The organism is Streptomyces sp. NPDC006296, from assembly GCF_040613235.1.
Classification (GTDB): Bacteria; Actinomycetota; Actinomycetes; order Streptomycetales; family Streptomycetaceae; genus Streptomyces.
In genome coordinates this window covers 58,091-83,484 of sequence record NZ_JBEXRT010000024.1, presented here as the reverse complement: position 1 = coordinate 83,484, position 25,394 = coordinate 58,091, and the positions used below count along the sequence as shown (strand labels likewise).

Below are 25,394 nucleotides of genomic sequence, written 5' to 3'. Positions count from 1 at the left end.
CGTGCCGGGTGGCTCGGGGGGAAGGGGCGGGTCCGGTGTGCGGGGCGGGCGGTGCGGGGGCCGGGGCGGGGGGTCGGGGTGGCGGCCGGTCCGGAATGTCAGTGGTCCGTGGCAGGATCGGGGGCGTGGCTGAGACGGCATCGAAGAACACGGCAGACAACCGACCGCGCCTGCTCCTGATGGACGGGCACTCCCTGGCGTACCGGGCGTTCTTCGCCCTGCCCGCGGAGAATTTCACGACGGCGACGGGGCAGCCGACGAATGCCGTGTACGGCTTCATGTCGATGCTGGCGAACACGCTCCGCGACGAGGCGCCCACGCACTTCGCGGTCGCGTTCGACGTGTCCCGCAAGACGTGGCGTGCGCAGGAGTTCCCCGAGTACAAGGCGAACCGCTCCAAGACGCCCGACGAGTTCAAGGGGCAGGTCGAGCTCATCGGCGAGCTGCTGGACGCGATGCGCGCGGACCGTTTCGCGGTGGACGGCTTCGAGGCGGACGACGTCATCGCGACGCTGGCCACGCAGGCCGAGGCGGCGGGCTTCGAGGTGCTGATCGTCACGGGCGACCGGGACTCCTTCCAGCTGATCACGGACAGCGTGACGGTGCTGTACCCGACGAAGGGCGTCTCGGAGCTGACCCGGTTCACCCCGGAGAAGGTCCAGGAGAAGTACGGGCTCACCCCGGGCCAGTATCCGGACTTCGCGGCGCTGCGCGGTGACCCCTCGGACAACCTTCCGGGCATCCCCGGGGTGGGGGAGAAGACGGCGGCGAAGTGGATCAACCAGTTCGGTTCGTTCGCGGAGCTGGTGGAGCGGGCCGACGAGGTGAAGGGCAAGGCCGGCCAGAATTTCCGGGACCACCTGGACGCGGTGAAGATGAACCGCGTGCTGACGGAGATGGTCCGTGACGTGGAGCTGCCGAAGGGCCCGGCCGAGCTGGAGCGCGCTCCGTACGACCGCTCGGCGGTCACGGGTGTGCTGGACGTCCTGGAGATCCGCAATCCGAGCCTGCGGGAGCGGCTGCTGGCCGTCGACCCGGGCGCGGAGGACGCGGGTCCGCCGGAGCCGGCGGCCGGGATCGAGCTGGACGGGGTGGTGCTGGGCCCGGGCGAGGTCGCCCCGTGGCTGGAGGCCCGCGGCGGGCAGCCGCTGGGTGTGATGACCGTCGACACCTGGTCGCTGGGTGCCGGTGCGGTCACCGAGCTCGCGCTCGCCGCCGCGGACGGGGCCGCGGCCTGGCTGGATCCGGCGGAGCTGGGCGAGGCCGACGAGCAGGCCCTGGCCGCCTGGCTCGCGGACCCCGCGCAGCCCAAGGTGCTGCACAACGCCAAGAACGCCCTGCGGGTCCTGCCCGAGCAGGGCTGGCGGCTGGACGGCATCACCATGGACACCGCGCTCGCCGCCTACCTCGTCAAGCCGGGACGCCGTTCGTTCGCGCTGGACGCGCTGGCCGTGGAGTACCTCGGCCGGGAGCTGGCCCCGGCGCCCGCGTCGGACGGGCAGCTGGCCTTCGGCGCGGAGGACCGTGCGGAGGCCGACGCGCTGATGGCGCAGGCCCGCGCGGTGCTGGACCTGGGGGACGCGTTCACGACGCGCCTGGAGGAGGTCGGCGCCACCGGGCTGCTGCACGACATGGAGCTGCCGACGTCGGTCATGCTGGCCCGCCTGGAGCGCCACGGCATCGCCGCCGACCGGGCCCATCTGGAGGGCATGGAGCAGCAGTTCGCCGGTGCGGTGCAGCAGGCCGTGAAGGAGGCGCACGCGGCGGTGGGCCGGGAGTTCAACCTCGGCTCGCCCAAGCAGCTCCAGGAGGTCCTCTTCGGTGAGCTGGCGCTGCCGAAGACGAAGAAGACGAAGACGGGCTACACCACCGACGCGGACGCGCTGGCCTGGCTGGCCGGGCAGACCGAGCACGAGCTGCCGGTCATCATGCTGCGCCACCGGGAGCAGGCGAAGCTGCGGGTCACCGTCGAGGGCCTGATCAAGACGATCGGTGCGGACGGCCGTATCCACACCACCTTCAACCAGACGGTCGCGGCGACGGGCCGGCTCTCCTCCACCGACCCCAACCTGCAGAACATCCCCGTCCGCACGGACGAGGGGCGTGCGATCCGCCGGGGCTTCGTCGTCGGTGAGGGCTTCGAGACGCTGATGACGGCGGACTACAGCCAGATCGAGCTGCGGGTGATGGCGCACCTCTCCGAGGACGCCGGTCTGATCGAGGCGTTCACGTCCGGGGAGGACCTGCACACGACGGTCGCCTCGCAGGTGTTCGGCGTCGAGAAGTCGGCCGTCGACGCCGAGATGCGCCGCAAGATCAAGGCGATGTCGTACGGACTGGCCTACGGGCTCTCCGCGTTCGGCCTCTCCCAGCAGCTGAACATCGAGGCCGGCGAGGCGCGCGGGCTGATGGACACCTACTTCCTGCGGTTCGGCGGCGTGCGTGACTATCTGCACCGGGTGGTGGAGGAGGCCAGGGCCACCGGATACACGGAGACGATCCTCGGCCGCCGCCGCTACCTCCCCGACCTGAACAGCGACAACCGCCAGCGCCGCGAGGCCGCCGAGCGGATGGCGCTCAACGCCCCGATCCAGGGCACCGCCGCCGACATCGTGAAGGTCGCGATGCTCCAGGTGGACCGGGCGCTGACGGAGGCGCAGCTGACGTCACGGATGCTGCTCCAGGTGCACGACGAAATCGTCCTGGAGATCGCGAAGGGCGAGCGGGAGCAGGTCGAGGAGATCCTGCGCCGGGAGATGTCCACGGCGGTCGAGCTCCGTGCGCCGCTGGACGTGTCGGTCGGCGTCGGCACGGACTGGGAGACGGCCGCGCACTGACGCGGTCCCGCCGGGATCGGCGGGACCGTCCTCGGGCGCACCGCCCTGGTCCCGCCCCGGGCCGGGGCCCCGGCGGCGCTGCGGCGTCAGCCGGCGTCGCGGCCCGCCGGGCGGGATCCCGCGGTGTCCGCGTGGGGGCCGTCCTGCGCCGGGGGCCCGGTCGGCGCCGGCCCCGGCCGCATCCGCAGCCGCATCCAGGCCCCGTACAGCACGAGCCCTGCGGCGAGACCCGCCCCGGCACCGAAACACGCCGTCGGGACGAGGTCGAGCGGTGTGTCGACGTGCCCGAAGTGGGCGTACCAGCGGGCGCACCGGTGGGCGGTCCCGAGCAGGGCGCACAGCACGAGGAGAGCGCCGGCCCACCCGCGTGCGGACCGGGTGAGCACCGGCACGGCCGCCGGCACGGGGACGGGGCCGATGCCCCGCAGACCCGTGTACGTGAACCGGGCCAGGACGGTCAGCGCCACCGCCGAACTCCCGTACTGCACGATCTGGAAGACCGGGTGGCCCGCGACGCTCCCGTTGAGGAAGGGCAGGAGGCCGGTGCCCCACCGGTCGTGATGCGTGAAGGCGTCCCACACCACGTGGGTTCCCGAGCCGATCACGGCGGACAGCGCGAACCACGCCGCCTCGGCGGGACCCGGCCGCCCGGGCCCCCGGGGCCTGCCCCGGAGGAAGGTGTGCACCCGCCCCCGGGCCGCCGCGGGCAGCAGGGCGACGAGCGGTTCGCGCAGCATCAGCCACAGTGCCACCGCGACGCCCGTGACGAGGACGTCCACGGTGAACACTCCCCCCACGGAATGGGTCACCTCGCCGAACTCCATCGCCCCGGGGACCGCCGTGTCCGCGTAGTAGGTCAGGTCGGGAGCGAACGATCCGGCGACCAGGGCGGAGGCCACGAGAGGCCCGCGGCCCCTCCCGGACCTGTGGACCCCAGGGAGCACGGCTGCGGCATGGCTGAGCGTGAACGGCATGGCGGCAGTATGGACGAGCCCGGGTCATCTCACCGTTGCACACGGGTGACTTGACGGCAGGGAAGCTGAGAAAACGGTGAGAAGCGGTCACCGGACAGTGTCCGGGCGGCGGGAGTTGCCGTAGGGTCGCCTGAGTCCTCGCGCTGGGGAGCGCGGGCAGCCGTCGACGGGGAGGGACCGACAGGTATGGCAGCGCAATTCGGCCGCAGACTGCGCAGGGGGGCCACCACCACCGCGGTGGCCGCGGCCGCGGTGGCCGCCCTCTCCGCCTCCCAGGCTCCCGCAGCACCCCAGGCCGACACGGCCGCCGACGACCGCACGGCGTCCGGTGCGACGCCCTCCGGCGACAGCGCGGCCACCGGCAACTCCCCGTACCACACGGACCTTCCGCCGCTCACCACGCCCGGCAAGCCCGGTGCGTCCGTGAACCTCCCGGTGACCGGGAGCGCCGAAGCGGGCATACCCGCCACGATCCTGGCCGCCTACAAGAAGGCGGAGCAGGAGCTCGCGGGCACCGACGCCGCGTGCCGGCTTCCGTGGCAGCTGCTCGCCGCGATCGGCAAGGTCGAGTCGGGGCAGGCCCGCGGCGGCAAGGTCGACGCGGACGGCACCACCTTCTCCCCGATCCTCGGCCCGGCCCTCAACGGCCAGGGTTTCGCCCTCATCAAGGACACCGACGGCGGGGCGTACGACGGCGACGCGACCCACGACCGCGCCGTCGGCCCCATGCAGTTCATCCCGTCCACCTGGGCCACCTGGGGCCAGGACGGCAACGGCGACGGACGCAAGGACCCCAACAACATCTACGACGCCGCGCTCGCGGCCGGCCACTACCTCTGCGCCGGGACCCGCGACCTCTCGGTCGGCACGGACCTGGACCGGGCGGTGCTCAGCTACAACCACTCCACGGAGTACCTGCGCACGGTGCGCTCCTGGTTCGACTACTACAAGCGCGGCACCCACGAGGTCCCGGACGGCACGGGCGTCCTCCCGGCGGACACGGGCGGCGGCACGGTCTCCCCGTACCCGACCCCCTCGACCGGCGGCGCGTCCCCGAGCCCCACCCCGAAGCCCGGCGGCAGCACGTCCCCGAGCCCCGGCACCACCCCGCCGACCACGAAGCCGCCGACCACGAAGCCGCCCACCACGAAGCCGCCGACGACAAAGCCGCCGACCGAACCGCCGACCACGCCCGACCCGTCCACGACGTTCGGCACCCTGGAGAAGCGGGGCACCCCGGCCCTCACCGCCACGGCCGGCGACGCCTTCGGCGAACGCGTCACGGTCCGGGCGCTGAACAAGCTCGGTGCGCCGCTCCCCGGGACCCGGGTCACCTTCGCGCTCGTCGGAGAGACGGACACCCGCTTCGCCGAGGGGAAGAACACCGTCACGGTGACCACCGGAAGCGACGGCACCGTCACCGCACCCGTCCTCACCGCCGGTGAGAAGACGGGCACCTTCAAGGTGACGGCGGTCGCCGGGACCACCGATCCGCAGGCCCTCGCCTGGACGGCCAAGGTCACCGCCCGGGTCGCGGACACCGTCGTCCGGACCGGCGAGGAGGCCCTGACGGCCGCCCCCGGCGCCGAGTTCGCCGAACGCGTCGAGGTCAGGACCACGTACAAGGACACGGGGGTCGCGGACACAGCGGTCACCGCCACGATGATCACCGACGCGGAGAAGCCCGCCGAGAACGACAAGGGCCCGTACTTCAAGGACGCGGACGGCAAGCCCCTGCGCACCCTGGACCTGACGACCGGCGCCGACGGTGTCCTGGAACTCCCGAAGATCTACGCCGACGACACCGAGGGCACCTACCTGCTCCGGCTCACCACCGCGAGCGGCGCCACGCTGACCGTCGAGCTGAAGGTCGAGGCCGCCCCGGCGGCCTGACCCGTGCCACGGCCGGGGCCCGAGCGGGCCCCGGCACGGGGCGGCGGGCACGGGCCGGCGTGTACGGGGCGGCGGGCACTGGTCCGCCTGTACGAGCCGGTCGAGACGCGTCGGTTGAGACGCGTCGGTCGAGACAGGCCGGTCCGGCACGGGCTCCGACACGGCCTGTCCGCACGGACCGGCGGGCACAGGTCAGCCGCCACAAGTGCGCCGTGGGCGCGCTTCCGGCACAGGTGCGCCCGGCGGTCGCGGCGCGTCCGTCGAATGCACCGGCCCCGGCGCGCTCAGCCCCGCAGCCCCCGCACGCAGCCTCGCGCTGCCCGCCGCGTGCGCAACCCCCGCGGCGCGCGCGCCGTTTACACGCCCCCGTGGGCTGCCGGGCCGCTACCCCCGGCGCAGCCGCGCCGAGGTGAAGCGGGTGGCCTCCATCGTCGTGGGGTCCTCGGGCCACGGGTGCTTCGGGTAGCGCCCGCGCAGCTCCGCCCGTACGTCCCGGTAGCCCTCGCGCCAGAAGGACGCCAGATCCGCCGTCACCGCGGCGGGGCGCCCGGCCGGGGACAGCAGGTGCACCAGGACCGGCACCCCGGCCACCCGGGGCGTCTCGGTCAGCCCGAAGAGCTCCTGGAGCTTCACCGCGAGGACCGGCTGCTCGCCGCCGTACTCCACCCGGACCCTGGACCCGCTCGGCACCTCGATCCGCTCCGGGGCCAGTTCGTCGAGCCGGGCCGCGTCCCCCGTCGACCAGGGCAGCAGACGCCGTACGGCCTGCGCGGCGTCGATCCGCGCCAGATCCGCGCGGCGCCGTGCCCGCGACAGCTCGGGCTCCAGCCACTCGTCGGCGCGCGCCAGCAGCGCCCCGTCCGACACGTCGGGCCACGGAGCCCCCAGCACCCGGTGCAGGAACGCGAGCCGGAGCCGCAGCTGCGCACCGTCCCGGGTCCACCGCAGCAGGCCCGTGCCCTCCTGCCGGAGCCCCTCCAGCAGTGCGTCGCGCACCGGTCCCGGGGCCGGAGCGCGCAGCGCCCGCACCGACAGTTCTACCGCCCCCAGGCGCTCCACGGAACGCGCCACCACGTCGCCGTCCGCCCAGCGGACCTCCTCCCCGGAGAACCACAGGTGCCCCGCGGCCAGCCGGGCGGTGTCCTCGTCGATGACGGCGGCCAGCCGGACCCGGGCGGACGCGGCGTGGGCCGGCCGGTCGGCGACCGCGACCGCCAGCCACCGGGCGCTGCGCAGCCGTGAGCCGTCCCCCAGCAGTGCGCCTGTGCCGGATGCCATCAGGAAGGCACCCTCGCCCCGTGCCCGTGCCACCCGTTCGGGGAACGCCAGCGCCGCGACGGTGCCCACGGCGGTGTCGTCCGGACCGCCGTGCTCGGCACCCGAGGAGCCGAGCGACTGCGAGAGCCGTCGGACCTCCTGCCGCCAGCGGGCCGCGTAACCGTCGCCGCCGCGCCGCGCCGTGCGCAGCGCGTGCGCCAGGTCGTCGCCGTACTCCCTGGGCGGCTCCTCGCTCAGCAGCGCCACCACCTCCGCCGCCCGGCGCCCGCCCACCCGGTCCGCGCCGTCCAGGAGGGCCCGGGCCAGCCGGGGGTGCAGACCGAGCCGGGACATCCGTACGCCCCGGTCCGTGGCCCGGCCCGCGGCGTCCACCGCGCCGACCGCGGCCAGCACCTCGCGGGCCGCACCCAGCGCGCCGGCCGGCGGGGGGTCCAGCAGCGCGAGGCCGGAGGCGTCCGGATCACCCCAGCAGGCGGCCTGCAGGGCGAACGCCGCGAGGTCGGCGACCTTGATCTCGGGGGAGGGGAACGCGCTGAGACGGCCGTCCTCCGCCCGGTCCCAGCACCGGTACACGGCTCCCGGGGCCTCCCGCCCGGCCCGGCCCGCCCGCTGGCGGCCGGACGCCCGCGACGCCCGTACGGTCGTCAGCGCGCTCAGCCCCCGCGCGTGGTCGGTGCGCGGTTCCCGGGCGAGCCCCGAGTCCACGACGACCCGCACCCCCGGCACTGTGAGCGACGACTCCGCGACGGAGGTCGCCAGCACCACCCGACGGCCGCCCGACGGCCCGGCCAGCACCGCGTCCTGCACGGCGGCCGGGGCCCGCCCGTGCACCTGGAGCACCTCGGCGTCCACACCCGCGAGCTGCCCGGCCACCCGGCCGATCTCGCCGACGCCGGGCAGGAAGCACAGGACGTCGCCGTCCCGCTCGGCGAGTGCCCGGCGCACCACCGCGGCCACATGCGTCAGCAGCGCCGGGTCCACCCGCATCCCGTGCGGGGGCCGCACCGCACCGGACGGCGGTGCCCACACCACCTCCACCGGGTGCGACACCCCCTGCGCCTCCACCACCGGCGCGTCGCCGAACAGCCGCGCCCAGCCCTCGGCGTCCGTCGTCGCGGAGGCGGCGACCAGCCGCAGGTCCGGCCGGATCGTCGCGCGCACGTCGAGCAGGAACGCGGCGGCCGTGTCCGCGTCCAGGTGGCGCTCGTGGCACTCGTCGATGATCACCACGTCGACCCCGGCCAGCTCCTGGTCACGCTGCAGCCGCTGGAGCAGCACCCCGGTGGTGACGACCTCCACGACCGTGTCCGGCCCCACCGCCCGCTCGCCGCGCACCGTGAACCCGACCCGGCCGCCCGTCCGCTCGCCGAGCAGCCACGCCATCCGGCGCGCCGCCGCCCGGGCCGCGATCCGGCGGGGCTCGGCGACCAGCACCCGGCGGGCCGGTCCGCCCCCGGTCAGCCCGGCGAGCACCAGCGGTACGAGGGTCGTCTTGCCCGTCCCCGGCGGCGCGCAGAGCACCGCGGCGCCCCGTTCGTCGAGGGCCCGCTCCAGGGCGGGCACAGCGGTGCGCACGGGCAACTGGTCCAGGGCGTCGGTACGGATCACGCCCCCAGTCTCGTACGCCCGCCGCCGCGACGGGACGGCCGGTGCCCAGCGGCCTCCCGATGCCTGGGCGCCCCCGGGTGCCTAGGCGGCGTCCCGGTCGTCCCGCTCGCAGACGAAGATCGCCGTGCCGGGGATCAGGTTGCCGCGCAGCGGGGACCAGCCGCCCCACTCCTGGGTGTTCCAGGCCGGCCACTCCGGTTCCACGAGGTCGACCAGCCGGAACCCGCCGGCCACGACGTCGCGCACCCGGTCGCCCAGAGTCCTGTGGTGCTCCACGTACACCGCGTCGCCGCGCTCGTCCTGCTCCACGTACGGCACGCGGTCGAAGTAGGAGGCGGAGACGGACAGGCCCTCCGGCCCCGGTTCGTCGGGGAACGCCCAGCGGACCGGATGCGTCACCGAGAAGATCCACCGTCCCCCCGGCCGCAGCACGCGGCGCACCTCGCGGAACACCTGGACGGGGTCGGCGACGAAGGGCACCGCGCCGTAGGCGGAGCAGGCCAGGTCGAAGGAACCGTCCCGGAAGGGGAGCCGTCCGGCGTCGGCCTGCACGAGCGGGACGCCGCCGCCGATCCGCAGGGCGTGCTGGAGCTGCCGGTGGGAGAGGTCGAGGGCCACCGGACGGGCGCCCCGGGCGGAGAGCCAGCGCGAGCACTGGGCGGCGCCGGCCCCGATCTCCAGGATGTCCAGCCCCTCCAGGTCCTCCTCCGGGCCCAGCAGGGCCGCCTCGGTCTCGTCCAGGCCCTCCGGGCCCCACACGAAGCGGTCGTCCCCGAGGAACGTTCCGTGGTCGTTCTGGTACTCGTCGGCGTTCCTGTCCCACCAGCCGCGGTTCGCCCGGCTGCTCTCGGCCGCCCCGGCATCGCGCCGGGTCGCCTCGGGTTCGGATGCGTGGATCTCTTGGCTCATCGTGCCCGTCGTTGTAGTTTGCCTTCACCCGCCTCGCGCGGGTGCCTCCACGGCCCGTACGGATGAGCACGGCCGTGCCCGCGACACACCGCTGTGACCGATGTGGCCTCGGCGAACGTGAGTTGCGCCGGAATTGGGGTGTTGTGCCCCGGGTGTGCGCCTTCGCGCATTGACCCTGTCCGGCTGCCCCCGTATGCTACAAGTTGCGCCGCGAGCCTGCGCGCTTCAGACCTAGCAGGCCGCGCTCGCGTCTGTTGCATGTCCCCTCGGTTGTCGAGGCGCCTTTCCGGACAGGTGGGGTGCTTTCCAGGCTGTCCGGCTTCTGCAGAGGCGATACGGGCTTACGGCGTAGCAGTACCTACGACTCTCTGTCCGTACCGGAGCCCTTTCCCACATGACGAGCAGCACCGAGACCACCGCCACCACTCCGCAGGTTGCGGTCAACGACATCGGCGACGCGGACGCGTTCCTCGCGGCGATCGACGAGACGATCAAGTACTTCAACGACGGCGACATCGTTGACGGTGTCATCGTCAAGGTCGACCGCGACGAGGTCCTCCTCGACATCGGTTACAAGACCGAAGGTGTCATCCCGAGCCGCGAGCTCTCGATCAAGCACGACGTCGACCCGAACGAGGTCGTCAAGGTCGGCGACGAGATCGAGGCCCTGGTTCTCCAGAAGGAGGACAAGGAAGGCCGCCTGATCCTCTCGAAGAAGCGCGCTCAGTACGAGCGTGCCTGGGGCACCATCGAGAAGATCAAGGAAGAGGACGGCATCGTCACCGGTACCGTCATCGAGGTCGTCAAGGGTGGTCTCATCCTCGACATCGGCCTCCGTGGCTTCCTGCCGGCGTCGCTCGTCGAGATGCGTCGCGTCCGCGACCTCCAGCCCTACGTGGGCAAGGAGCTCGAGGCCAAGATCATCGAGCTGGACAAGAACCGCAACAACGTGGTTCTGTCCCGCCGTGCCTGGCTCGAGCAGACCCAGTCCGAGGTCCGCCAGACGTTCCTCACCACCCTCCAGAAGGGTCAGGTCCGCTCCGGCGTCGTCTCCTCGATCGTCAACTTCGGTGCCTTCGTGGACCTGGGTGGCGTCGACGGTCTCGTGCACGTCTCCGAGCTGTCCTGGAAGCACATCGACCACCCCTCCGAGGTCGTCGAGGTCGGTCAGGAAGTCACCGTCGAGGTTCTCGACGTCGACATGGACCGCGAGCGCGTCTCGCTGTCGCTCAAGGCGACGCAGGAAGACCCGTGGCAGCAGTTCGCCCGTACGCACCAGATCGGGCAGGTCGTTCCCGGTAAGGTCACCAAGCTCGTTCCGTTCGGTGCGTTCGTGCGCGTCGACGAGGGCATCGAGGGTCTGGTCCACATCTCCGAGCTGGCCGAGCGCCACGTGGAGATCCCGGAGCAGGTCGTCCAGGTCAACGACGAGATCTTCGTCAAGGTCATCGACATCGACCTCGAGCGCCGTCGCATCAGCCTCTCGCTGAAGCAGGCCAACGAGGCCTTCGGCGGCGACCCGGCCTCGGTCGAGTTCGACCCGACCCTGTACGGCATGGCCGCGTCCTACGACGACCAGGGCAACTACATCTACCCCGAGGGCTTCGACCCCGAGACCAACGACTGGCTCGAGGGCTTCGAGTCGCAGCGTGAGGTCTGGGAGACGCAGTACGCCGAGGCGCAGCAGCGCTTCGAGCAGCACCAGGCCCAGGTCATCAAGTCCCGCGAGGCCGACGAGGCTGCCGCTGCCGAGGGCGCTGCCGCCCCGGCCGGCGCTGCCCCGGCTGCCTCCGGCGGCAGCGGTGGCGGCTCGTACTCCTCGGAGTCCGCGGACAACTCCGGCGCCCTGGCGTCGGACGAGGCCCTGGCTGCCCTGCGCGAGAAGCTGGCCGGCGGCCAGAGCTGACGCTCTGACCCCAGCGGCTCATCGGCTGGAGAGCTGTAGGTGAGGCCCGTCCCCTCCGGGGGGCGGGCCTCACGCCTGTTCCGGGCGGTCCGCCTGTTCCGGGCGGGCCGGACACGAGGTTCCCGGCCGGCCCGGCACCTCAGCCCTCCGCACGCCTACGCACCGCTCGGCGACCCCGTGCGGTTCGCGTCCTTCGGCCTCCTCCGGCCTTCCCGGCCTCTTCGGGTTCCTCGGGCCCCCTCCGGCCTTTCCGGCTTCTTCCGGCACGGGGCGCCTGCCCCGGCGCGGCAGGTGCTGACGGTCCGCCAGGACCGTGTCCCGGTGCGCGCGGGAGGGAATGCGCCCGGGTGGGAATGCCCCGGCCGGGCAGGGCGTTCTTGTCGAGGAACACGAGGAGGAGCGGTAACCGTGCCTGATCCGCAGAGTTTGTACGAATGGGAGCCGAAGGGCCTGGCCGTGGTCGACATGGCGCTCGCCCAGGAGTCGGTCGGCCTGGTCATGCTCTACCACTTCGACGGATACATCGACGCGGGTGAGACCGGCGAGCAGATCGTCGACGGCCTGCTCGAAACGCTGCCGCACCAGACCGTGGTCCGCTTCGACCACGACCGTCTCGTCGACTACCGGGCGCGCCGTCCGCTGCTCACCTTCAAGCGCGACCGGTACACGTCGTTCGAGTCGCCCTCCCTCGAGCTGAAGGTCGTCCAGGACGCCACCGGGGCCCCCTTCCTGCTCCTCTCCGGACCGGAGCCCGACGTCGAGTGGGAGCGGTTCGCCGCCGCGGTGGAACAGGTCGTGGCGCGGCTCGGTGTCCGCCTCGCGGTCAGCTTCCACGGCATCCCCATGGGCGTCCCGCACACCCGTCCCGTCGGCCTCACCCCGCACGGCAACCGCACGGACCTGATGCCCGGGCACCGCAGCCCCTTCGAGGAGGCGCAGGTCCCCGGCTCCGCCGAGGCGCTCGTGGAGTACCGGCTGATGGAGGCCGGGCACGACGTCCTCGGTGTCGCCGCCCACGTCCCGCACTACGTCGCCAGGTCCGCCTACCCGGACGCCGCGCTCACCGCCCTGGAGGCGGTCACCGCGGCGACCGGACTGGTCCTGCCGAGCGTCGCGCACACCCTGCGCACCGAGGCGCACCGGACCCAGACCGAGATCGACCGGCAGGTCCGCCAGGGCGACGAGGAGCTCGTCTCCCTCGTCGAGGGCCTGGAGCACCAGTACGACGCGATCGCCGGGTCCGAGACCCGCGGCAACCTCGTCGCGGAGCCGGCCGATCTTCCGTCGGCGGACGAGATCGGCCGCGAGTTCGAACGCTTCCTCGCCGAGCGCGAGGGTGATTCCTGAGCAGCCCTCCGGCCTCCGTCCCCTCGGGCGGGGGCCGGAGGCCTTGCCGGCCCGTCCCGCGGAGGGCGGCACAGGGCAGCCCGGGACCACTCGGCCCGCACGGGGACGGCCCGGGCCCGCTCCGGGAGCGGTGCCAGGGGCGCGGCCCGGTGTGATCCGGGCGGGAGGCCTTAGGCTCGACGCATGCTGAAAGTGGGCCTGACCGGCGGGATCGGCGCCGGCAAGAGCGAAGTGTCACGACTGCTCGCACGCTACGGAGCCGTGCTGATCGACGCCGACCGGATCGCCCGCGAGGTCGTCGAACCCGGGACACCCGGACTCACCGCCGTCGTCGAGGCGTTCGGCCCCGGGATCCTCACCTCGGACGGGTCCCTGAACCGGTCGGCGCTCGGCTCGATCGTGTTCGCGGACCCCGCCCGCCTCGCCACGCTCAACGGCATCGTCCACCCGCTCGTCGGGACGCGTTCCGCCGAACTGGAACGGGCCGCCGGGGCCGGCGCGGTCGTCGTCCACGACGTGCCCCTGCTCACGGAGAACGCCCTCGCACCGCTCTACGACCTGGTCGTGGTGGTCGACGCGCAGCCCGCGACCCAGCTCGACCGGCTCGTACGGCTCCGCGGAATGACGGAGTCCGACGCCCGCGCCCGGATGGAGGCCCAGGCCACCCGCGAGCAGCGACTGGCCCTCGCGGATCTCGTCATCGACAACGACGGCCCGCTGGAGGAACTGGAACCCCAGGTCCGTACGGTCTGGTCGGAACTCACCGCACGGGCCGCCGCCGGCTGACCCCGCCGCACCCGCCCCGGGACGGCCGTCACCTCCGCCCGGGGTGGGCTTCCCGCCCGGAACGCCCGCTCCGGCGCCGTACGCTCCGCCCGGAAACGTACGCACGCCCCCGGTGTCCCGCCCCGGAACGCCCACCCCGGCCATGCACAGCCCCGGCCGGAACGTGCGCCGGCCGCCCCGTCGTCCTGCTCGGGCGTCCCGCCCGAGCGGCGGGTACGGGCACACCCGACGACACCCCGCGGCGGGCACTCCGGCCGGAATACGTGCCTCTGGCCGGATGTTGAAGAGCGCAGAACGAGGGGAAGGATAGGGGCGTGCCCGAGAAGAACCCGGAAACGCATGTGATCGACTTCCGCGCGGCGGAGCAGCTGCTCGCCGCCCGGGACCCGCGGGGTGCGGTCAAGCTGCTCGACTCGGTGATCGCCGCCCATCCGGAGAACACGGCGGCCCGCCTGCTGCGCGCGCGGGCCTTCTTCGCCGCCGCGCAACTGCGCCCGGCGGAGCTGGAGTTCGAGCTGGTCCTGGAGCGCGAGCCTGACAACGCCTTCGCGCACTTCGCCCTGGCCCGTACCTTCCAGCGGGCCGGCCGCCCGGAGCAGGCCACCCGCCACTTCCGGCTGGCCGCCGCGCTCGACCCGAAGCCGGAGTACCTCGAGGCCGCCCGTTTCGAGGACCGGGACTGACGGGGGAGCGGGACCGGCGGAGGCGAGAAGCACGAGCCGGGGGTTCCGGTCTGCGGTGACGGTCTCCGGCCCATACGGCCGACCCAGCCCGGTGTCCGTGAGAGTCGACGGCTGACGGCTGACGGCTGACGGCTGACGGCTGACGGCTGACGGCTGACGCGGGCCGGGGGAGTCAGTGGGCGGAGCGGTCCCGCCGCCTCCGTTCCGGTTCGTACGGAGGGACGTCCCGGCCGGGCTGGTAGTCCGAGCCCTGCCGCAGATGGCGGACGACGAGACAGAGGTCCGTGACCGCGATCAGCAGCAGCACCCCGCAGGCCGTCGCCCAGCCGGCGCGCCCGGTCACCACGAAGGCCGCGAGCCCCAGCCCGGCCCAGACCATGCCCCACAGGCTCAGCCAGAGCCGCATGCGCAGAGGGCTTCGCGCGGTGGACGGTTCATTTCCGGTACGCATCACCATCGCCTCCCCTCCAGCATGACCCCACGGGTGCGCCGTACGGAAACCGGTGAGGCGGACCGTCCGGTGTGCACCACGGTGGCGGGAGCCCCGGCCGTCCGCCGCGACACGGGGGCCGCACGGGGGAGAGGCGCGGAGGGGGCCGCGCCGGTCAGTGGATGAACGTGTAGCTGCGCCAGGGCTGGGCGGAGGCCGCGTCGGCGTCGCTGAAGGTGGTCGCCACGTACGCCGTCCCCTGCCCGCTGCAGTCGCGGCTGGTGTACAGCACCATGTCGATCAGGGTCCCGTTGTCGACCTTGGTCGCACCGTCCGGCGCCATCGTGTGACAGCCCTTCACCGAGGGGCTGTTCACGCTGACCACCTCGTCCTTGCCGGTCGTGTAGGTGACCGGCCCGACCGCCGTCCGCCCGAGGCCGGAACAGCCCGTGACGGCCAGGACCAGCAGGGCCGCACCGGCGGCCGTACCGGCGCGGCGGCGGAGAACGGTGGGGTGCGTGGTGACCGACATGGGCGGGTCCTCGTCTGCTCGTCCTGCTCATCGGTACGTCACAGGGACGTGCTGGCGCTGGCCACCCTGCCCGGCCGGCCGGGCAGGGGCATCCGGTACGCGTCCGGCCGGGTGCCCCGCTACCCGGACAGCGGTTCGCGGGTGTACCGATCGGGCATATGGTGTTAATAGGACTTTATGAGTGGGTGTGGGGACGCACCCCGTAGGCAGGGGGCCGTGATGGTCCAGGTGTTGTTGGTTGCATTGGTGGTACTGCTCTCGGCCGGTGTCGTGTACGCCATGGCGGCGGCCCGGGTGGTCAAACAGTACGAACGGGGTGTGGTGCTCCGGCTCGGCCGGCTCCACGACGCGGTGCGCCCCCCGGGATTCACCATGATCGTCCCGGGCGTCGACCGGCTCCGCAAGGTGAACATGCAGATCGTGACGATGCCCGTGCCCGCCCAGGACGGGATCACCCGCGACAACGTCACGGTGCGCGTGGACGCCGTCATCTACTTCAAGGTCGTGGACGCCGCGAGCGCGGTGATCCAGGTCGAGGACTACCGTTTCGCGGTCTCCCAGATGGCGCAGACCTCCCTGCGGTCGATCATCGGCAAGAGCGACCTGGACGATCTGCTGTCCAACCGCGAGAAGCTGAACCAGGGGCTGGAGCTGATGATCGACAGTCCCGCGGTGGGCTGGGGTGTGCAGATCGACCGGGTCGAGATCAAGGACGTGTCGCTGCCGGAGACGATGAAGCGGTCCATGGCCCGGCAGGCCGAGGCCGACCGTGAGCGCCGTGCGAGGGTCATCAACGCCGACGCGGAACTGCAGGCGTCGAAGAAGCTCGCCCAGGCCGCGCAGCAGATGTCGACCCAGCCGGCGGCGTTGCAGCTCCGGCTGCTGCAGACGGTCGTCGCGGTCGCCGCGGAGAAGAACTCCACGCTGGTTCTGCCCTTCCCCGTCGAACTGCTCCGCTTCCTGGAACGCGCCCAGCCCGGATCGCAGCCCGCCGTGGGCACCGGACAGGCCGCGGACGGGGCCGGTCAGCCGGCACCCGGGCCGGCCGCGAGCCCGTCCGCCGACAGCGCGGCGCCGACCGCGGAGGCGCCTGCCGCGGAGCCGTCAGCCGTCGATCCTGCTTCCCTGGAGGACCCGGCCCTCGTGGATCCCGCCGTCACGGCGCAGACCTTCACGGACCGGCCTCTCCCGGACGCGCCTCTCACGGACGGTGAACCGGAGCCGGACGTGACCCCGCAGGGGACCGGCCCGGACGAAGTCCCGGAGTTCGACCCGGACAGCGTTCCCGAGTTCGACCCGGAGCCTTCCGCCCACCACCGCGGCAACCCCTTCACCCGGCACTGACGCCGCGGCGGCACCCCTTCACCCGTCTCTTTCCTTCACTCACCACCGGTGGCGCCGCACCCCCTCGCCCGTCATCGACGCCACCGGGGCACGCCCCATCCGCCACCTCCGCCACTGCGGCCCGCGCCCGTCATCGACGCCACCGGGATACGCCCCCATCCGCTGCCGCGGCCGCAGCCCGTCACCGCCCTCACCGAGGCACGACCCTCATCCGCCATCACGGCCGCCGCCCGTCGCCGTCCCGGACCGCGACCGACCGCCCGCCCGCCGGGAAACCCGGCCGTGGCGGGCGCTGTCACACCCCCCGCCTAGACTCGCCGGAGCAGGGGACGAGACCGGAACGAGGCGGGAGGGGGTGGCGGACATGGCACGGCGGACGCAGGACGACAGCGCCGACCGGCTGCTGCGCCGCGCCGCGGTCTTCCTCCCGGCCGCCCTGCCCCGGGACGGCCGGGTCGCCTTCTGGGACCCCGGCCCCGGTGCGGGCTCTGGCCTCCCCGGACCGGAGACCCCCGCAGGTCCCGATACCCCGGAGCACACCCCCGTCGAGCTCACGGTCGTCGAGCGGCACGGCACGGACGGTGTCCGCACCCGCACCGTGCCCGCCGTCGCCCTTCCCGTCGCGGACGCGGTGCCCCTGCTCGCGCGCGCCCGGCACCGTGCGGCCGCGCACCCCGCCACCCGTGCCTGGGGCGCCGCCGCCCTGCACGCCCTCACCCTCGTCGCGCGCGGCAGGCTGCTGCCCGGGCTGACCGCGGAGGGCCACGACGCCTGGCGGGCCGGACCGCGCGACGCGGAGGACGTCGCGCACCTCAGGGCGGTCGCCGCCTCGATGCCGCCCGAGGGGCACGCCGTCCCGCTCGACGGCCCGTCCCTGTGCGTCCCCGAGCCCCTCGCCCTGCTCGGCGCCTTCCTCGACGCCGTCGCCGACACCCTGCCCCGGACCCCCGCGGCCGCCCACGCCATGGGGGCGCCGTTCGCCGCCCGGGAGGCACAGCACCTGCCGGAGGCCCGCGCCTGGGCGGTGGAAGTGGCCTCCGGACTCGACGCCGGGGTGCGCGTCTCGCTGCGGCTCGACCTCTCGGCGTACGACCTGTTCGACGCGTCCGGTGGCTCCACCGGGACGGCCGGGGACGAGGACACGCCCGGGACCTCAGCCGCCGCGCGCCACGCCGCCGCAGCCGTCACCCAGGTGCACAGCCTGGCCGATCCGACGTACGTCACCGACGCGGCCGCCCTCTGGAGCGGCGCCGCGGGCGAACCCTTCGGACCCAGGGCCCGGATCGACGCCGTGCTCGCGCTGCGCCGGGCGGCCCGTGTCTGGCCACCGCTGGAACGGCTCCTCGACCAGCCCGTCCCCGACGTCCTCGCCGTCACCGAGGACGAGCTGTACGAGCTGATCGGTCCCGCCGGGGAGCGGCTCGCGGCCGCCGGGGTGGCGCTCCACTGGCCCCGTGAGCTCGCCCGCTCGCTCACCGCCGCGGCGGTCGTCCGGCCCGCCCCCGGATCGGCGACCGACGGCACCTCCTTCTTCGACGCCGAGCAGCTCTTCGCGTTCGACTGGCAGCTCTCCCTCGGCGACGACCGGCTCACCGAGGCCGAGATGGACACCCTGGCCGAGGCGCACCGGCCGGTGGTGCGGCTGCGCGACCGGTGGGTCGTCGTGGATCCCGCACTCGTCCGCAAGGCACGCAAGCGGGAGCTCGGCCTGCTCGACCCGGTCGACGCGCTCGCCGTCGCCCTCACCGGCAGCGCCGAGGTCGACGGCGAGCAGGTCGAAGCCGTGCCGGCCGGCGCCCTCGCCGCACTCCGCGAGCGCCTCCTGGACGAGGACGCCGTCCTCCCGGCCCCGCCCGGTCTCGACGCCACCCTCCGCGACTACCAGCTCCGCGGCCTGGCCTGGCTGGACCGGATGACCGCGCTCGGCCTCGGCGGCTGCCTCGCCGACGACATGGGCCTGGGCAAGACGATCACCGTCATCGCGCTCCACCTGCACCGCGCCCACACCGCACCCACCCTGGTGGTCTGTCCCGCCTCCCTCCTCGGCAACTGGCACCGGGAGATCAACCGTTTCGCCCCCGGCGTCCCGGTGCGCCGCTTCCACGGCACCGACCGCACCCTCGACGGGACGGACGGCGGCTTCGTCCTCACGACCTACGGCACGATGCGCTCCGGCGCCGAGCAGCTCGCCGGGCACCGCTGGGGCCTCGTCGTCGCCGACGAGGCGCAGCACGTCAAGAATCCGCACTCCTCGACGGCCCGGGCGCTGCGCACCATCCCCGCCCCCGCCCGGGTGGCCCTGACCGGCACGCCCGTCGAGAACAACCTCTCCGAGCTGTGGGCCCTGCTCGACTGGACCACGCCCGGTCTCCTCGGTCCGCTCAAGGCGTTCCGCTCCCGGCACGCCCGGATCGTCGAGAACACCGGCACCGCCGCCGGCCTGGGCAACGAGGAGGCGGTCGAGCGCCTCTCCCGGCTGGTCCGGCCCTTCCTGCTGCGCCGCAGGAAGTCCGACCCGGGCATCGCCCCCGAGCTGCCGCCGAAGACGCAGACCGACCACCCCGTCTTCCTGACCCGGGAGCAGGCCACCCTCTACGAGGCGGCCGTCCGCGAGACGATGGCGTTCATCGAGCAGTCCGAGGGCATCGCACGACGCGGACTGATCATGAAGCTGCTGGGCTCGCTCAAGCAGATCTGCAACCACCCCGCGCAGTATCTGAAGGAGGAGCCGACCCGTCTCGCCGGCCGCTCCGGCAAGCTCGCCCTGCTCGACGAACTGCTCGACACCATCCTGTCCGAGGACGGCTCCGTGCTGATCTTCACCCAGTACGTCTCGATGGCCCGGCTCCTCTCCGCCCACCTCGCCTCCCGGGCGATCCCCTCCCAGCTGCTGCACGGAGGCACCCCCGTGCCCGAGCGGGAGCGGATGGTGGACGGCTTCCAGTCCGGCGAGGTCCCCGTCTTCCTGCTCTCCCTCAAGGCGGCCGGCACCGGACTGAACCTCACCCGGGCCGCTCACGTCATCCACTACGACCGGTGGTGGAACCCGGCGGTCGAGGAGCAGGCCACCGACCGCGCGTACCGCATCGGCCAGACCCAGCCCGTGCAGGTCCACCGGCTGATCGCCGAGGGCACGGTCGAGGACCGCATCAGCGAACTGCTGGAGTCCAAGCGCGCCCTCGCGGACGCGGTGCTCGGCTCGGGCGAGGCCGCTCTCACCGAGCTCAGCGACCGCGATCTCGCCGACCTGGTCTCGCTCCGGAGGGCGTCATGAGCCCGGCGGGCGGACCCGCCGCCCGCCCGGGCCCCGACGACCTGCGGCGCACCTTCGAGGCGGTGCCCGCCCGTACCTCGGACGGCGACGGCCCCTTCGCCGAGAGCTGGTGGGGCCGGGCCTGGGTGGAGGCGCTGGAGTCCCTGTCGATGGACGGGGAACGCCTCGCCCGCGGCCGTACGTACGCCGACGGCGGCCACGTCGCCGCGATCACCGTCACCCCCGGCCGGGTCATCGCCTACGTCCACGGCAGCCGCCCGCGCCCCTACCGCGCCGAGCTGCGCCTGCGGTCGTTCCCGGCGTCCGACTGGGACACGCTCCTGGACGCTGTCGCCGCCCGGCCCGGGCACCTGTCCGCGCTCCTCGACAAGGAGATGCCGCACTCCCTGGTCGACACGGCGGGCGAGGCCGGCATCCGGCTCCTGCCCGCCGCCGGCGACCTGGACCCGGACTGCTCGTGCCCCGACCGGGGGTGGCCCTGCAAACACGTGGCGGCGCTCTGCTACCAGACGGCACGGCTCCTGGACAGCGACCCGTTCGTGCTGCTGCTGATGCGGGGCCGCGGCGAGCGCGAACTCCTGGACGAGCTCGGCCGCCGCAACGCCGAGCACTCCGCGCGGGAGCGCCCCGAGACCCCCGCCATGTCCTCGGTCGCGGCCTCCGACGCCCTGGCCGACCGCTTCCTGCCGCCGCTGCCCGCACCGCTGCCGGTGCCGAGCCTCCCCGGTGAGCCGCCGTCCTACCCGGAGCTGCCCGGCGCCCGCGACCCGCTCGGACTCGACCACCTCGCCACGGACGCGGCGGCCCGCGCCCACACGATGCTCACCACCGGCGACGACCCGCTCGCCGGGCTCACCACCTGGCAGGACGCCGTGCGGATCGCCGCGTCCCGCCCCACCGCCGGGCTCACCGCCACGACCCGGGCGCTCTACCGCGAGCTGGCCCACGCCACCGGCCGTACCACCACGGACCTGGCCAGGGCCGTCGCCGCGTGGCGGCAGGGCGGCGCGGAGGGACTGGAGGTGCTCGAAACCCCGTGGGACCCGCCGGCCGGACCCTTCGACCGGGCGCGGCCCGCCCTCGCCGGGGCCGACTTCCCGCGGTTCCAGCCCTGGCGCAACCACCTGACCGACGCCACGGGCACCCTTCAGCTCCGCTTCGGCCACGACAGCCGCTGGTACGGCTACGAGTCCGACCCGGGCGAGGAGGACTGGTGGCCCCGGGCCGCTCCGGACGCCGACCCGGTCACCGCGCTCACCGCTCTGCGGGGGACACCCTGACGGAGCTGTCGCGGGGGCGGCGGGCCAGCAGGTGCGCCTCCAGGAAACCCCGTTCGGAGGCCGGGTCGTGGACGAGCCGGGCGAACGGATCGAGCCCCGCCCCGGCCAGCAGTCCGGCGAACCGGTCCACCGGCCAGCTGTAGGCCGGTGCCACCTTGTGGTCGAAGCGCACCGGCTCCGGTGCGTCGGTCGCGAAGAGCGAGACCATGAGCAGGCCGCCCGGCGCCAGGACGCGTGCCTGCTCGGCCAGCAGCGCCGGCAGTTCGCCGGGCGGGGTGTGGATCATCGAGTAGTGGGCCAGCACACCGCCCAGCGCGCCGTCCCCGACCGGCAGGGCCTCCATCCGCGCCTCGTCGAACCGCAGCGCCGGATGGGCACGCCGGGCGTGGTCCACCATGCCGGGGGAGAGGTCCAGCCCGAAGGCGTCCAGGCCCAGATCGCACAGCATGGCCGTCAGATGCCCGGGACCGCAGCCCGCGTCGGCCGTCCGCAGGTTCTCCGTCCCGCGCACGAGCTCGGCGAAGGTGCTGAGCATGGCCCGGCCGAACGGCCGGGTCTCCAGCCGGTCGGCGAACATCGACGCGTACAGCTCGACGACCCCGTCGTAGCCGGCCCGGATCCCGTCCTGGTGTTCCGTCACGGCGACGAAGCTAACACCCCGTGCTCCGCGCACGGCCGGTCACCCGCCACCCCCGCCAGGTCCCCGCCGGGCCGTCCGCGCGCGTCCCGGCGGATGCGGCGGGACCGGCCGGGGGGACGCCGGCCCGGCAGGCTCAGCGGATCACTGCCGGTACCCGCTGAGGAAGCGTCCGATGCGGCTGATGGCGGCGTCCAGGTCGTCGGCGTGCGGCAGGGTGAGGATGCGGAAGTGGTCCGGACGCGGCCAGTTGAACCCGGTGCCCTGCACCACCTGGATCTTCTCGCGCAGCAGCAGGTCCAGCACGAACCGCTCGTCGTCGACGATGCCGTGGACCTTCGGATCGATGCGGGGGAAGGCGTACAGCGCGCCCTTGGGCTTCACGCACGAGACGCCCGGGATCTCGTTCAGCCGCTCCCAGGCGCGGTCGCGCTGCTCGTGGAGCCTGCCGCCCGGGGCGACGAGGTCCCGGATCGACTGCCGTCCGCCGAGCGCGGCTTGGATCGCGTACTGCGCGGGGGCGTTGGGGCACAGCCGCATGGAGGCCAGCATGGTCAGCCCCTCCAGATAGCTGCGGGCGTGCTGCCGCGGCCCCGACACCACCATCCAGCCCGAGCGGAACCCGGCGACCCGGTACGTCTTCGACAGGCCGCTGAAGGTGAGGCAGAGCAGATCGGGAGCCAGTACCGCGGCGCTGTGGTGCTCGGCGCCGTCGTACAGGATCTGGTCGTAGATCTCGTCGGCGAACACCATGAGCCCGTGCCTGCGCGCCAGGTCGAGCATCCCGTCGAGGACCTCGCGGGAGTAGACCGCTCCCGTCGGGTTGTTCGGGTTGATGATCACCATGGCCCGGGTGCGGTCGGTGATCTTCGCGGCCATGTCGGCAAGATCGGGGTTCCAGTCCGCGCCCTCGTCACAGGTGTAGTGCACGGCCCTGCCGCCCGCGAGCGTGGTGACGGCGGTCCACAGCGGATAGTCGGGACTCGGGACGAGGATCTCGTCACCGTCCTCCAGCAGTCCCTGCACGGCCATGGAGATCAGCTCGGAGACCCCGTTGCCCAGGAAGACGTCGTCCACGTCGACATCGGCCATCCCCATCGCCTGGTAGCGCTGCGCGACGGCGCGGCGGGCGGACAGGATGCCGCGCGAGTCGGTGTACCCGTGCGCCTGCGGGAGCATCCGGATCATGTCCTGGACGATCTCCTCGGGCGCCTCGAAGCCGAACAGCGCGGGATTGCCCGTGTTGAGGCGCAGCACGCTGTGGCCCGCCTCCTCCAGGGCGTTGGCCTGCTCGATGACCGGCCCCCGGATCTCGTAGCAGACCTCGTTCAGCTTGCTGGACTGCCGGAACTCCATGTGGTGCCTCCCCGACGTGAATTGCGATACTTGGTTTTACCAAGCTCGGGCTTGGAAAGTCCAACAACATGTCTAGACTGCGTCGCATGCCACGTCAGCAGCAGCCCGCACGCCCCGCCCGCCGCCGGAGCTACGACCAGTTCTGCGCCACCGCACGCGCCCTCGACTCGGTCGGCGACCGGTGGACCCTGCTGATCGTCCGTGAACTGCTGGCCGGCCCCCGCCGGTACACCGACCTGCACGCCGATCTGCCCGGGGTCAGCACGGACGTGCTGGCCTCCCGGCTCAAGGACATGGAGCAGGGCGGCCTGGCCGTGCGCCGGCGCCTGCCCCCTCCCGCCGCCGCCGCGGTCTACGAACTGACCGAGCACGGCCGCGGGCTGCTCCCGGTCCTCGCCGCGCTCGCCCGGTGGGGCGCGCCCGCACTCGACGAGCGCCGCCCCACGGACGCCGTCCGGGCGCACTGGTTCGCTCTGCCGCTGCTGCGGGCCCTGGACGGCCTCACCCCGGGCGGAGTCGTCGATGTCAGGCTCCCCGAAGGCGAGTTCCACCTCCGCGTCGGCCCTGAGGCGGCGGGCGAGGCCTACGGACACGGGCCCGCCGACCGCCCCGACGCCCGTCTGGTGCTCGACGCCGACGCCGTCCTGGCCCTCGGGCGCGGCGGCACCCTCGCGGACGCCGTCCGGGGCGGCGGGGCAGAGGTCGTCGGCGAGGGGCCGCTCGCCGACGGACTCCGTGCCGGTCCGGGTCCGCGCGCCTGATGCCCTCCGGCCAACTCATCGGTAGCGTAGGCGCGTTCATCGGACGGATGCTGAGGAGTCGGTCATGGGGTTCGACGGCGTGGTCGGTGCGGGAAGCGGAATCGGTGAGGGGCGTCGTGACGGCGCGCGGAAGCGGGTGAGCCTGCGCAGGATCCTGCTCGTGGGCGTCGGCGTGGCCGCGCTCGGACTCCTGCCGGCGGCGGCCGTCGCCACACCGGGCAGCGGGGTGAGCGGCACGGTCGTCGCCGAGGGCACGTCCGAGGGCAGGCTCTCGGTGCGGGCACCCAAGGGCCCCGCAGACGTGACCTTCCGGGAGATCACCGTGGCGCCCGGCGGATCCACCGGCTGGCACACCCACCGCGGTCAGCTGATCGCCGTCGTCAAGTCCGGGACCCTCACCCGCACCCTGCACGACTGCACGGTCGAGGTCACCCCCGCCGGGACGTCCTTCATCGAACCGTCCGGGGCCGGCCACCGGCACATCGGGCGCAACCTGGGCGCCGAACCCGTCGTGCTGTGGGTGACGTACCTGCTCCCCGAGGGCAGCCCGCTCTCCGACGACGCCGACGCGGCGGACTGCCCCGCGCCGTAGCGGCGGAACGCGGTCAGCCGGCGGGTGCCACGCCGTACGCGCCGGAGCCCGCCCCGGCCGGGGCGCCCGTGAAGGGCGGCGTTCCGGCCACCCGACCGTGGCCCGGTCGCGGTGGCCGCGAGCGTCCGGTCCGGAGTGTGGGGGCCGATCCGGAGCGTGGGAGGCCGGTCGCCGAGCGACGGGGCGGAGGGTGAGGGCGAGGCCCGTGCGGACCGGGAGGCGGCGGGGCGATGATGGACGGGTGCACTATGAACCCGTCACCTGGACCCGGCTGGCCGGTGCCCTCGCCGCCCACGCCGACGCGCTCGAACCGGCCGACGGCGGGTCCTGGTTGAGGATCGGCGTGGACGGCGCGCCGGCCGCCCGCCCCGAGAAGCCCGCCGCCCAGCTCGCCGAGGCGCTGCGCGCCCGCGGACGCCCGGTGCTCACCGTCTCCACGGCAGGCTTCCTGCGCCCGGCCAGCCTGCGCTACGAGTACGGCAAGGAGGACCCCGACTCGTACGCCGAGGGCTGGTTCGACACCGGGGCGCTGTGGCGCGAGGTGTTCCGCCCGCTGGAGGCCGGCGGCAGCGGACGCGTGCTGCCCGACCTCTGGAACCCCGACACGGACCGGGCGACCCGCAGCCCCTACCAGGTGCTCCCCGAAGGAGGGGTGCTGATCCTGCACGGGCCGCTGCTCCTGGGCCACTGGTTCCCCTTCGACCTCACCGTCCGTCTGAGCCTCTCGCCGGGCGCGCTGCGGCGGCGCACCGAGGAGAGCGAGCGGTGGACCCTGCCCGCCTTCGCCCGCTACGAGGCCGAGACCGTCCCGGACGCCGGAGTGGACACGGTGGTCCGCGCCGACGACCCGCACCATCCCGCCTGGACCGGGCTGAAGGGCCACGGCCCCGCGACCGCGTGACGCCGGACGGGCCGGGTGCGTCCGGGGCGGATGACGCCCTGATCGGTCCGTCGGTGAGGTGAGGTG

Annotated in this window: 19 protein-coding genes; 12 read left to right on the top strand and 7 right to left on the bottom strand. The window is 73.8% G+C overall.

The genetic code is table 11. From position 1 onward, the window contains the following. Positions 1 to 125: 125 nt before the first annotated feature. Positions 126 to 2,837 carry a DNA polymerase I gene (gene polA / locus ABZ172_RS18645; protein WP_356884808.1) on the top strand — a complete coding sequence of 904 codons (2,712 nt, stop codon included), beginning with the start codon at positions 126 to 128 and terminating at the stop codon, positions 2,835 to 2,837. A gap of 86 nt (positions 2,838 to 2,923) precedes the next feature. On the opposite strand, the gene ABZ172_RS18640 is transcribed toward polA, so the two are convergent. After that, complete coding sequence (locus ABZ172_RS18640; RefSeq protein WP_356884807.1) at positions 2,924 to 3,811, bottom strand: DUF4184 family protein; 888 nt, start codon at positions 3,809 to 3,811, stop codon at positions 2,924 to 2,926. Between the two features lie 186 nt (positions 3,812 to 3,997). Here ABZ172_RS18640 and ABZ172_RS18635 point away from each other — a divergent pair, with 186 nt between their 5' ends. After that, positions 3,998 to 5,704, top strand: coding sequence for a lytic transglycosylase domain-containing protein (locus tag ABZ172_RS18635; protein ID WP_356884806.1), 1,707 nt, complete (start codon positions 3,998 to 4,000; stop codon positions 5,702 to 5,704). Between the two features lie 384 nt (positions 5,705 to 6,088). Here the strand turns inward: ABZ172_RS18635 and hrpB are convergent, their stop codons facing one another. Together hrpB and ABZ172_RS18625 are read right to left on the bottom strand one after the other, a co-directional pair. Continuing rightward, a complete protein-coding gene (gene hrpB, locus ABZ172_RS18630; protein ID WP_356884805.1) occupies positions 6,089 to 8,590 on the bottom strand; it encodes an ATP-dependent helicase HrpB in 2,502 nt (833 codons plus the stop codon). A gap of 81 nt (positions 8,591 to 8,671) precedes the next feature. Beyond that, positions 8,672 to 9,499 (bottom strand): class I SAM-dependent methyltransferase, encoded by an 828-nt coding sequence (locus ABZ172_RS18625; RefSeq protein ID WP_356884804.1) that lies wholly within the window; start codon positions 9,497 to 9,499, stop codon positions 8,672 to 8,674. Positions 9,500 to 9,893: 394 nt separating this feature from the next. Here ABZ172_RS18625 and rpsA point away from each other — a divergent pair, with 394 nt between their 5' ends. The 4 genes from rpsA (at position 9,894) to ABZ172_RS18605 (ending at position 14,221) form a co-directional block, all read left to right on the top strand. Further along, entirely contained in the window at positions 9,894 to 11,405 is a 1,512-nt protein-coding gene (gene rpsA / locus ABZ172_RS18620; RefSeq protein ID WP_356884803.1) for a 30S ribosomal protein S1, read from the top strand. Between the two features lie 408 nt (positions 11,406 to 11,813). Further along, positions 11,814 to 12,752 carry a PAC2 family protein gene (locus ABZ172_RS18615; RefSeq protein ID WP_356884802.1) on the top strand — a complete coding sequence of 313 codons (939 nt, stop codon included), beginning with the start codon at positions 11,814 to 11,816 and terminating at the stop codon, positions 12,750 to 12,752. Positions 12,753 to 12,935: 183 nt separating this feature from the next. After that, positions 12,936 to 13,538, top strand: coding sequence for a dephospho-CoA kinase (gene coaE, locus ABZ172_RS18610; RefSeq protein WP_356884801.1), 603 nt, complete (start codon positions 12,936 to 12,938; stop codon positions 13,536 to 13,538). 314 nt (positions 13,539 to 13,852) lie between these two features. Continuing rightward, positions 13,853 to 14,221 carry a tetratricopeptide repeat protein gene (locus ABZ172_RS18605; protein WP_356884800.1) on the top strand — a complete coding sequence of 123 codons (369 nt, stop codon included), beginning with the start codon at positions 13,853 to 13,855 and terminating at the stop codon, positions 14,219 to 14,221. Between the two features lie 172 nt (positions 14,222 to 14,393). On the opposite strand, the gene ABZ172_RS18600 is transcribed toward ABZ172_RS18605, so the two are convergent. Both ABZ172_RS18600 and ABZ172_RS18595 read right to left on the bottom strand, forming a co-directional pair. After that, the gene (locus ABZ172_RS18600) at positions 14,394 to 14,672 is read right to left on the bottom strand and encodes a DUF6343 family protein (protein WP_356884799.1); all 279 of its coding nucleotides are present in this window, start codon (positions 14,670 to 14,672) and stop codon (positions 14,394 to 14,396) included. Positions 14,673 to 14,826: 154 nt separating this feature from the next. Next, positions 14,827 to 15,183: a hypothetical protein gene (locus ABZ172_RS18595; protein ID WP_356884798.1), complete on the bottom strand. Its 357-nt coding sequence runs from the start codon at positions 15,181 to 15,183 to the stop codon at positions 14,827 to 14,829. A 219-nt stretch (positions 15,184 to 15,402) separates the two neighbouring features. Between ABZ172_RS18595 and ABZ172_RS18590 the strand changes: the two genes are divergently transcribed. The 3 genes from ABZ172_RS18590 (at position 15,403) to ABZ172_RS18580 (ending at position 21,081) form a co-directional block, all read left to right on the top strand. Beyond that, positions 15,403 to 16,527, top strand: a complete 1,125-nt coding sequence (locus ABZ172_RS18590) for an SPFH domain-containing protein (RefSeq protein WP_356884827.1) — start codon at positions 15,403 to 15,405, stop codon at positions 16,525 to 16,527. A 364-nt stretch (positions 16,528 to 16,891) separates the two neighbouring features. Beyond that, a complete protein-coding gene (locus tag ABZ172_RS18585; RefSeq protein ID WP_356884797.1) occupies positions 16,892 to 19,801 on the top strand; it encodes a DEAD/DEAH box helicase in 2,910 nt (969 codons plus the stop codon). After that, complete coding sequence (locus ABZ172_RS18580; protein WP_356884796.1) at positions 19,798 to 21,081, top strand: SWIM zinc finger family protein; 1,284 nt, start codon at positions 19,798 to 19,800, stop codon at positions 21,079 to 21,081. The genes ABZ172_RS18585 and ABZ172_RS18580 overlap by 4 nt, the downstream gene beginning before the upstream one ends. On the opposite strand, the gene ABZ172_RS18575 is transcribed toward ABZ172_RS18580, so the two are convergent. Both ABZ172_RS18575 and ABZ172_RS18570 read right to left on the bottom strand, forming a co-directional pair. After that, on the bottom strand, positions 21,056 to 21,721 hold the full coding sequence (locus ABZ172_RS18575) for a class I SAM-dependent methyltransferase (RefSeq protein WP_356884795.1): 666 nt from the start codon (positions 21,719 to 21,721) through the stop codon (positions 21,056 to 21,058). The genes ABZ172_RS18580 and ABZ172_RS18575 overlap by 26 nt on opposite strands. 141 nt (positions 21,722 to 21,862) lie before the next feature. Beyond that, the gene (locus ABZ172_RS18570) at positions 21,863 to 23,074 is read right to left on the bottom strand and encodes a pyridoxal phosphate-dependent aminotransferase (protein WP_356884794.1); all 1,212 of its coding nucleotides are present in this window, start codon (positions 23,072 to 23,074) and stop codon (positions 21,863 to 21,865) included. 68 nt (positions 23,075 to 23,142) lie between these two features. On the opposite strand from ABZ172_RS18570, the gene ABZ172_RS18565 reads away from it, so the two are divergent. The 3 genes from ABZ172_RS18565 to ABZ172_RS18555 all read left to right on the top strand — a co-directional run bounded on the left by ABZ172_RS18565 (position 23,143) and on the right by ABZ172_RS18555 (position 25,328). After that, positions 23,143 to 23,835: a helix-turn-helix domain-containing protein gene (locus ABZ172_RS18565; protein ID WP_356884793.1), complete on the top strand. Its 693-nt coding sequence runs from the start codon at positions 23,143 to 23,145 to the stop codon at positions 23,833 to 23,835. 64 nt (positions 23,836 to 23,899) lie between these two features. Continuing rightward, positions 23,900 to 24,427, top strand: a complete 528-nt coding sequence (locus ABZ172_RS18560) for a cupin domain-containing protein (RefSeq protein ID WP_356884792.1) — start codon at positions 23,900 to 23,902, stop codon at positions 24,425 to 24,427. A 241-nt stretch (positions 24,428 to 24,668) separates the two neighbouring features. Continuing rightward, entirely contained in the window at positions 24,669 to 25,328 is a 660-nt protein-coding gene (locus ABZ172_RS18555; protein ID WP_356884791.1) for a uridine kinase, read from the top strand. Positions 25,329 to 25,394 lie beyond the last annotated feature (66 nt).

Coding starts and splice junctions, on each gene's coding strand:
- ABZ172_RS18640 (WP_356884807.1), bottom strand. CDS start 3,811: ATGCCGTTCACGCTCAGCCATGCCGCAGCCGTGCTCCCTGGGGTCCAC.
- ABZ172_RS18635 (WP_356884806.1), top strand. CDS start 3,998: ATGGCAGCGCAATTCGGCCGCAGACTGCGCAGGGGGGCCACCACCACC.
- ABZ172_RS18625 (WP_356884804.1), bottom strand. CDS start 9,499: ATGAGCCAAGAGATCCACGCATCCGAACCCGAGGCGACCCGGCGCGAT.
- rpsA (WP_356884803.1), top strand. CDS start 9,894: ATGACGAGCAGCACCGAGACCACCGCCACCACTCCGCAGGTTGCGGTC.
- coaE (WP_356884801.1), top strand. CDS start 12,936: ATGCTGAAAGTGGGCCTGACCGGCGGGATCGGCGCCGGCAAGAGCGAA.
- ABZ172_RS18600 (WP_356884799.1), bottom strand. CDS start 14,672: ATGCGTACCGGAAATGAACCGTCCACCGCGCGAAGCCCTCTGCGCATG.
- ABZ172_RS18595 (WP_356884798.1), bottom strand. CDS start 15,183: ATGTCGGTCACCACGCACCCCACCGTTCTCCGCCGCCGCGCCGGTACG.
- ABZ172_RS18590 (WP_356884827.1), top strand. CDS start 15,403: ATGGTCCAGGTGTTGTTGGTTGCATTGGTGGTACTGCTCTCGGCCGGT.
- ABZ172_RS18585 (WP_356884797.1), top strand. CDS start 16,892: ATGGCACGGCGGACGCAGGACGACAGCGCCGACCGGCTGCTGCGCCGC.
- ABZ172_RS18580 (WP_356884796.1), top strand. CDS start 19,798: ATGAGCCCGGCGGGCGGACCCGCCGCCCGCCCGGGCCCCGACGACCTG.
- ABZ172_RS18570 (WP_356884794.1), bottom strand. CDS start 23,074: ATGGAGTTCCGGCAGTCCAGCAAGCTGAACGAGGTCTGCTACGAGATC.
- ABZ172_RS18565 (WP_356884793.1), top strand. CDS start 23,143: ATGTCTAGACTGCGTCGCATGCCACGTCAGCAGCAGCCCGCACGCCCC.
- ABZ172_RS18560 (WP_356884792.1), top strand. CDS start 23,900: ATGGGGTTCGACGGCGTGGTCGGTGCGGGAAGCGGAATCGGTGAGGGG.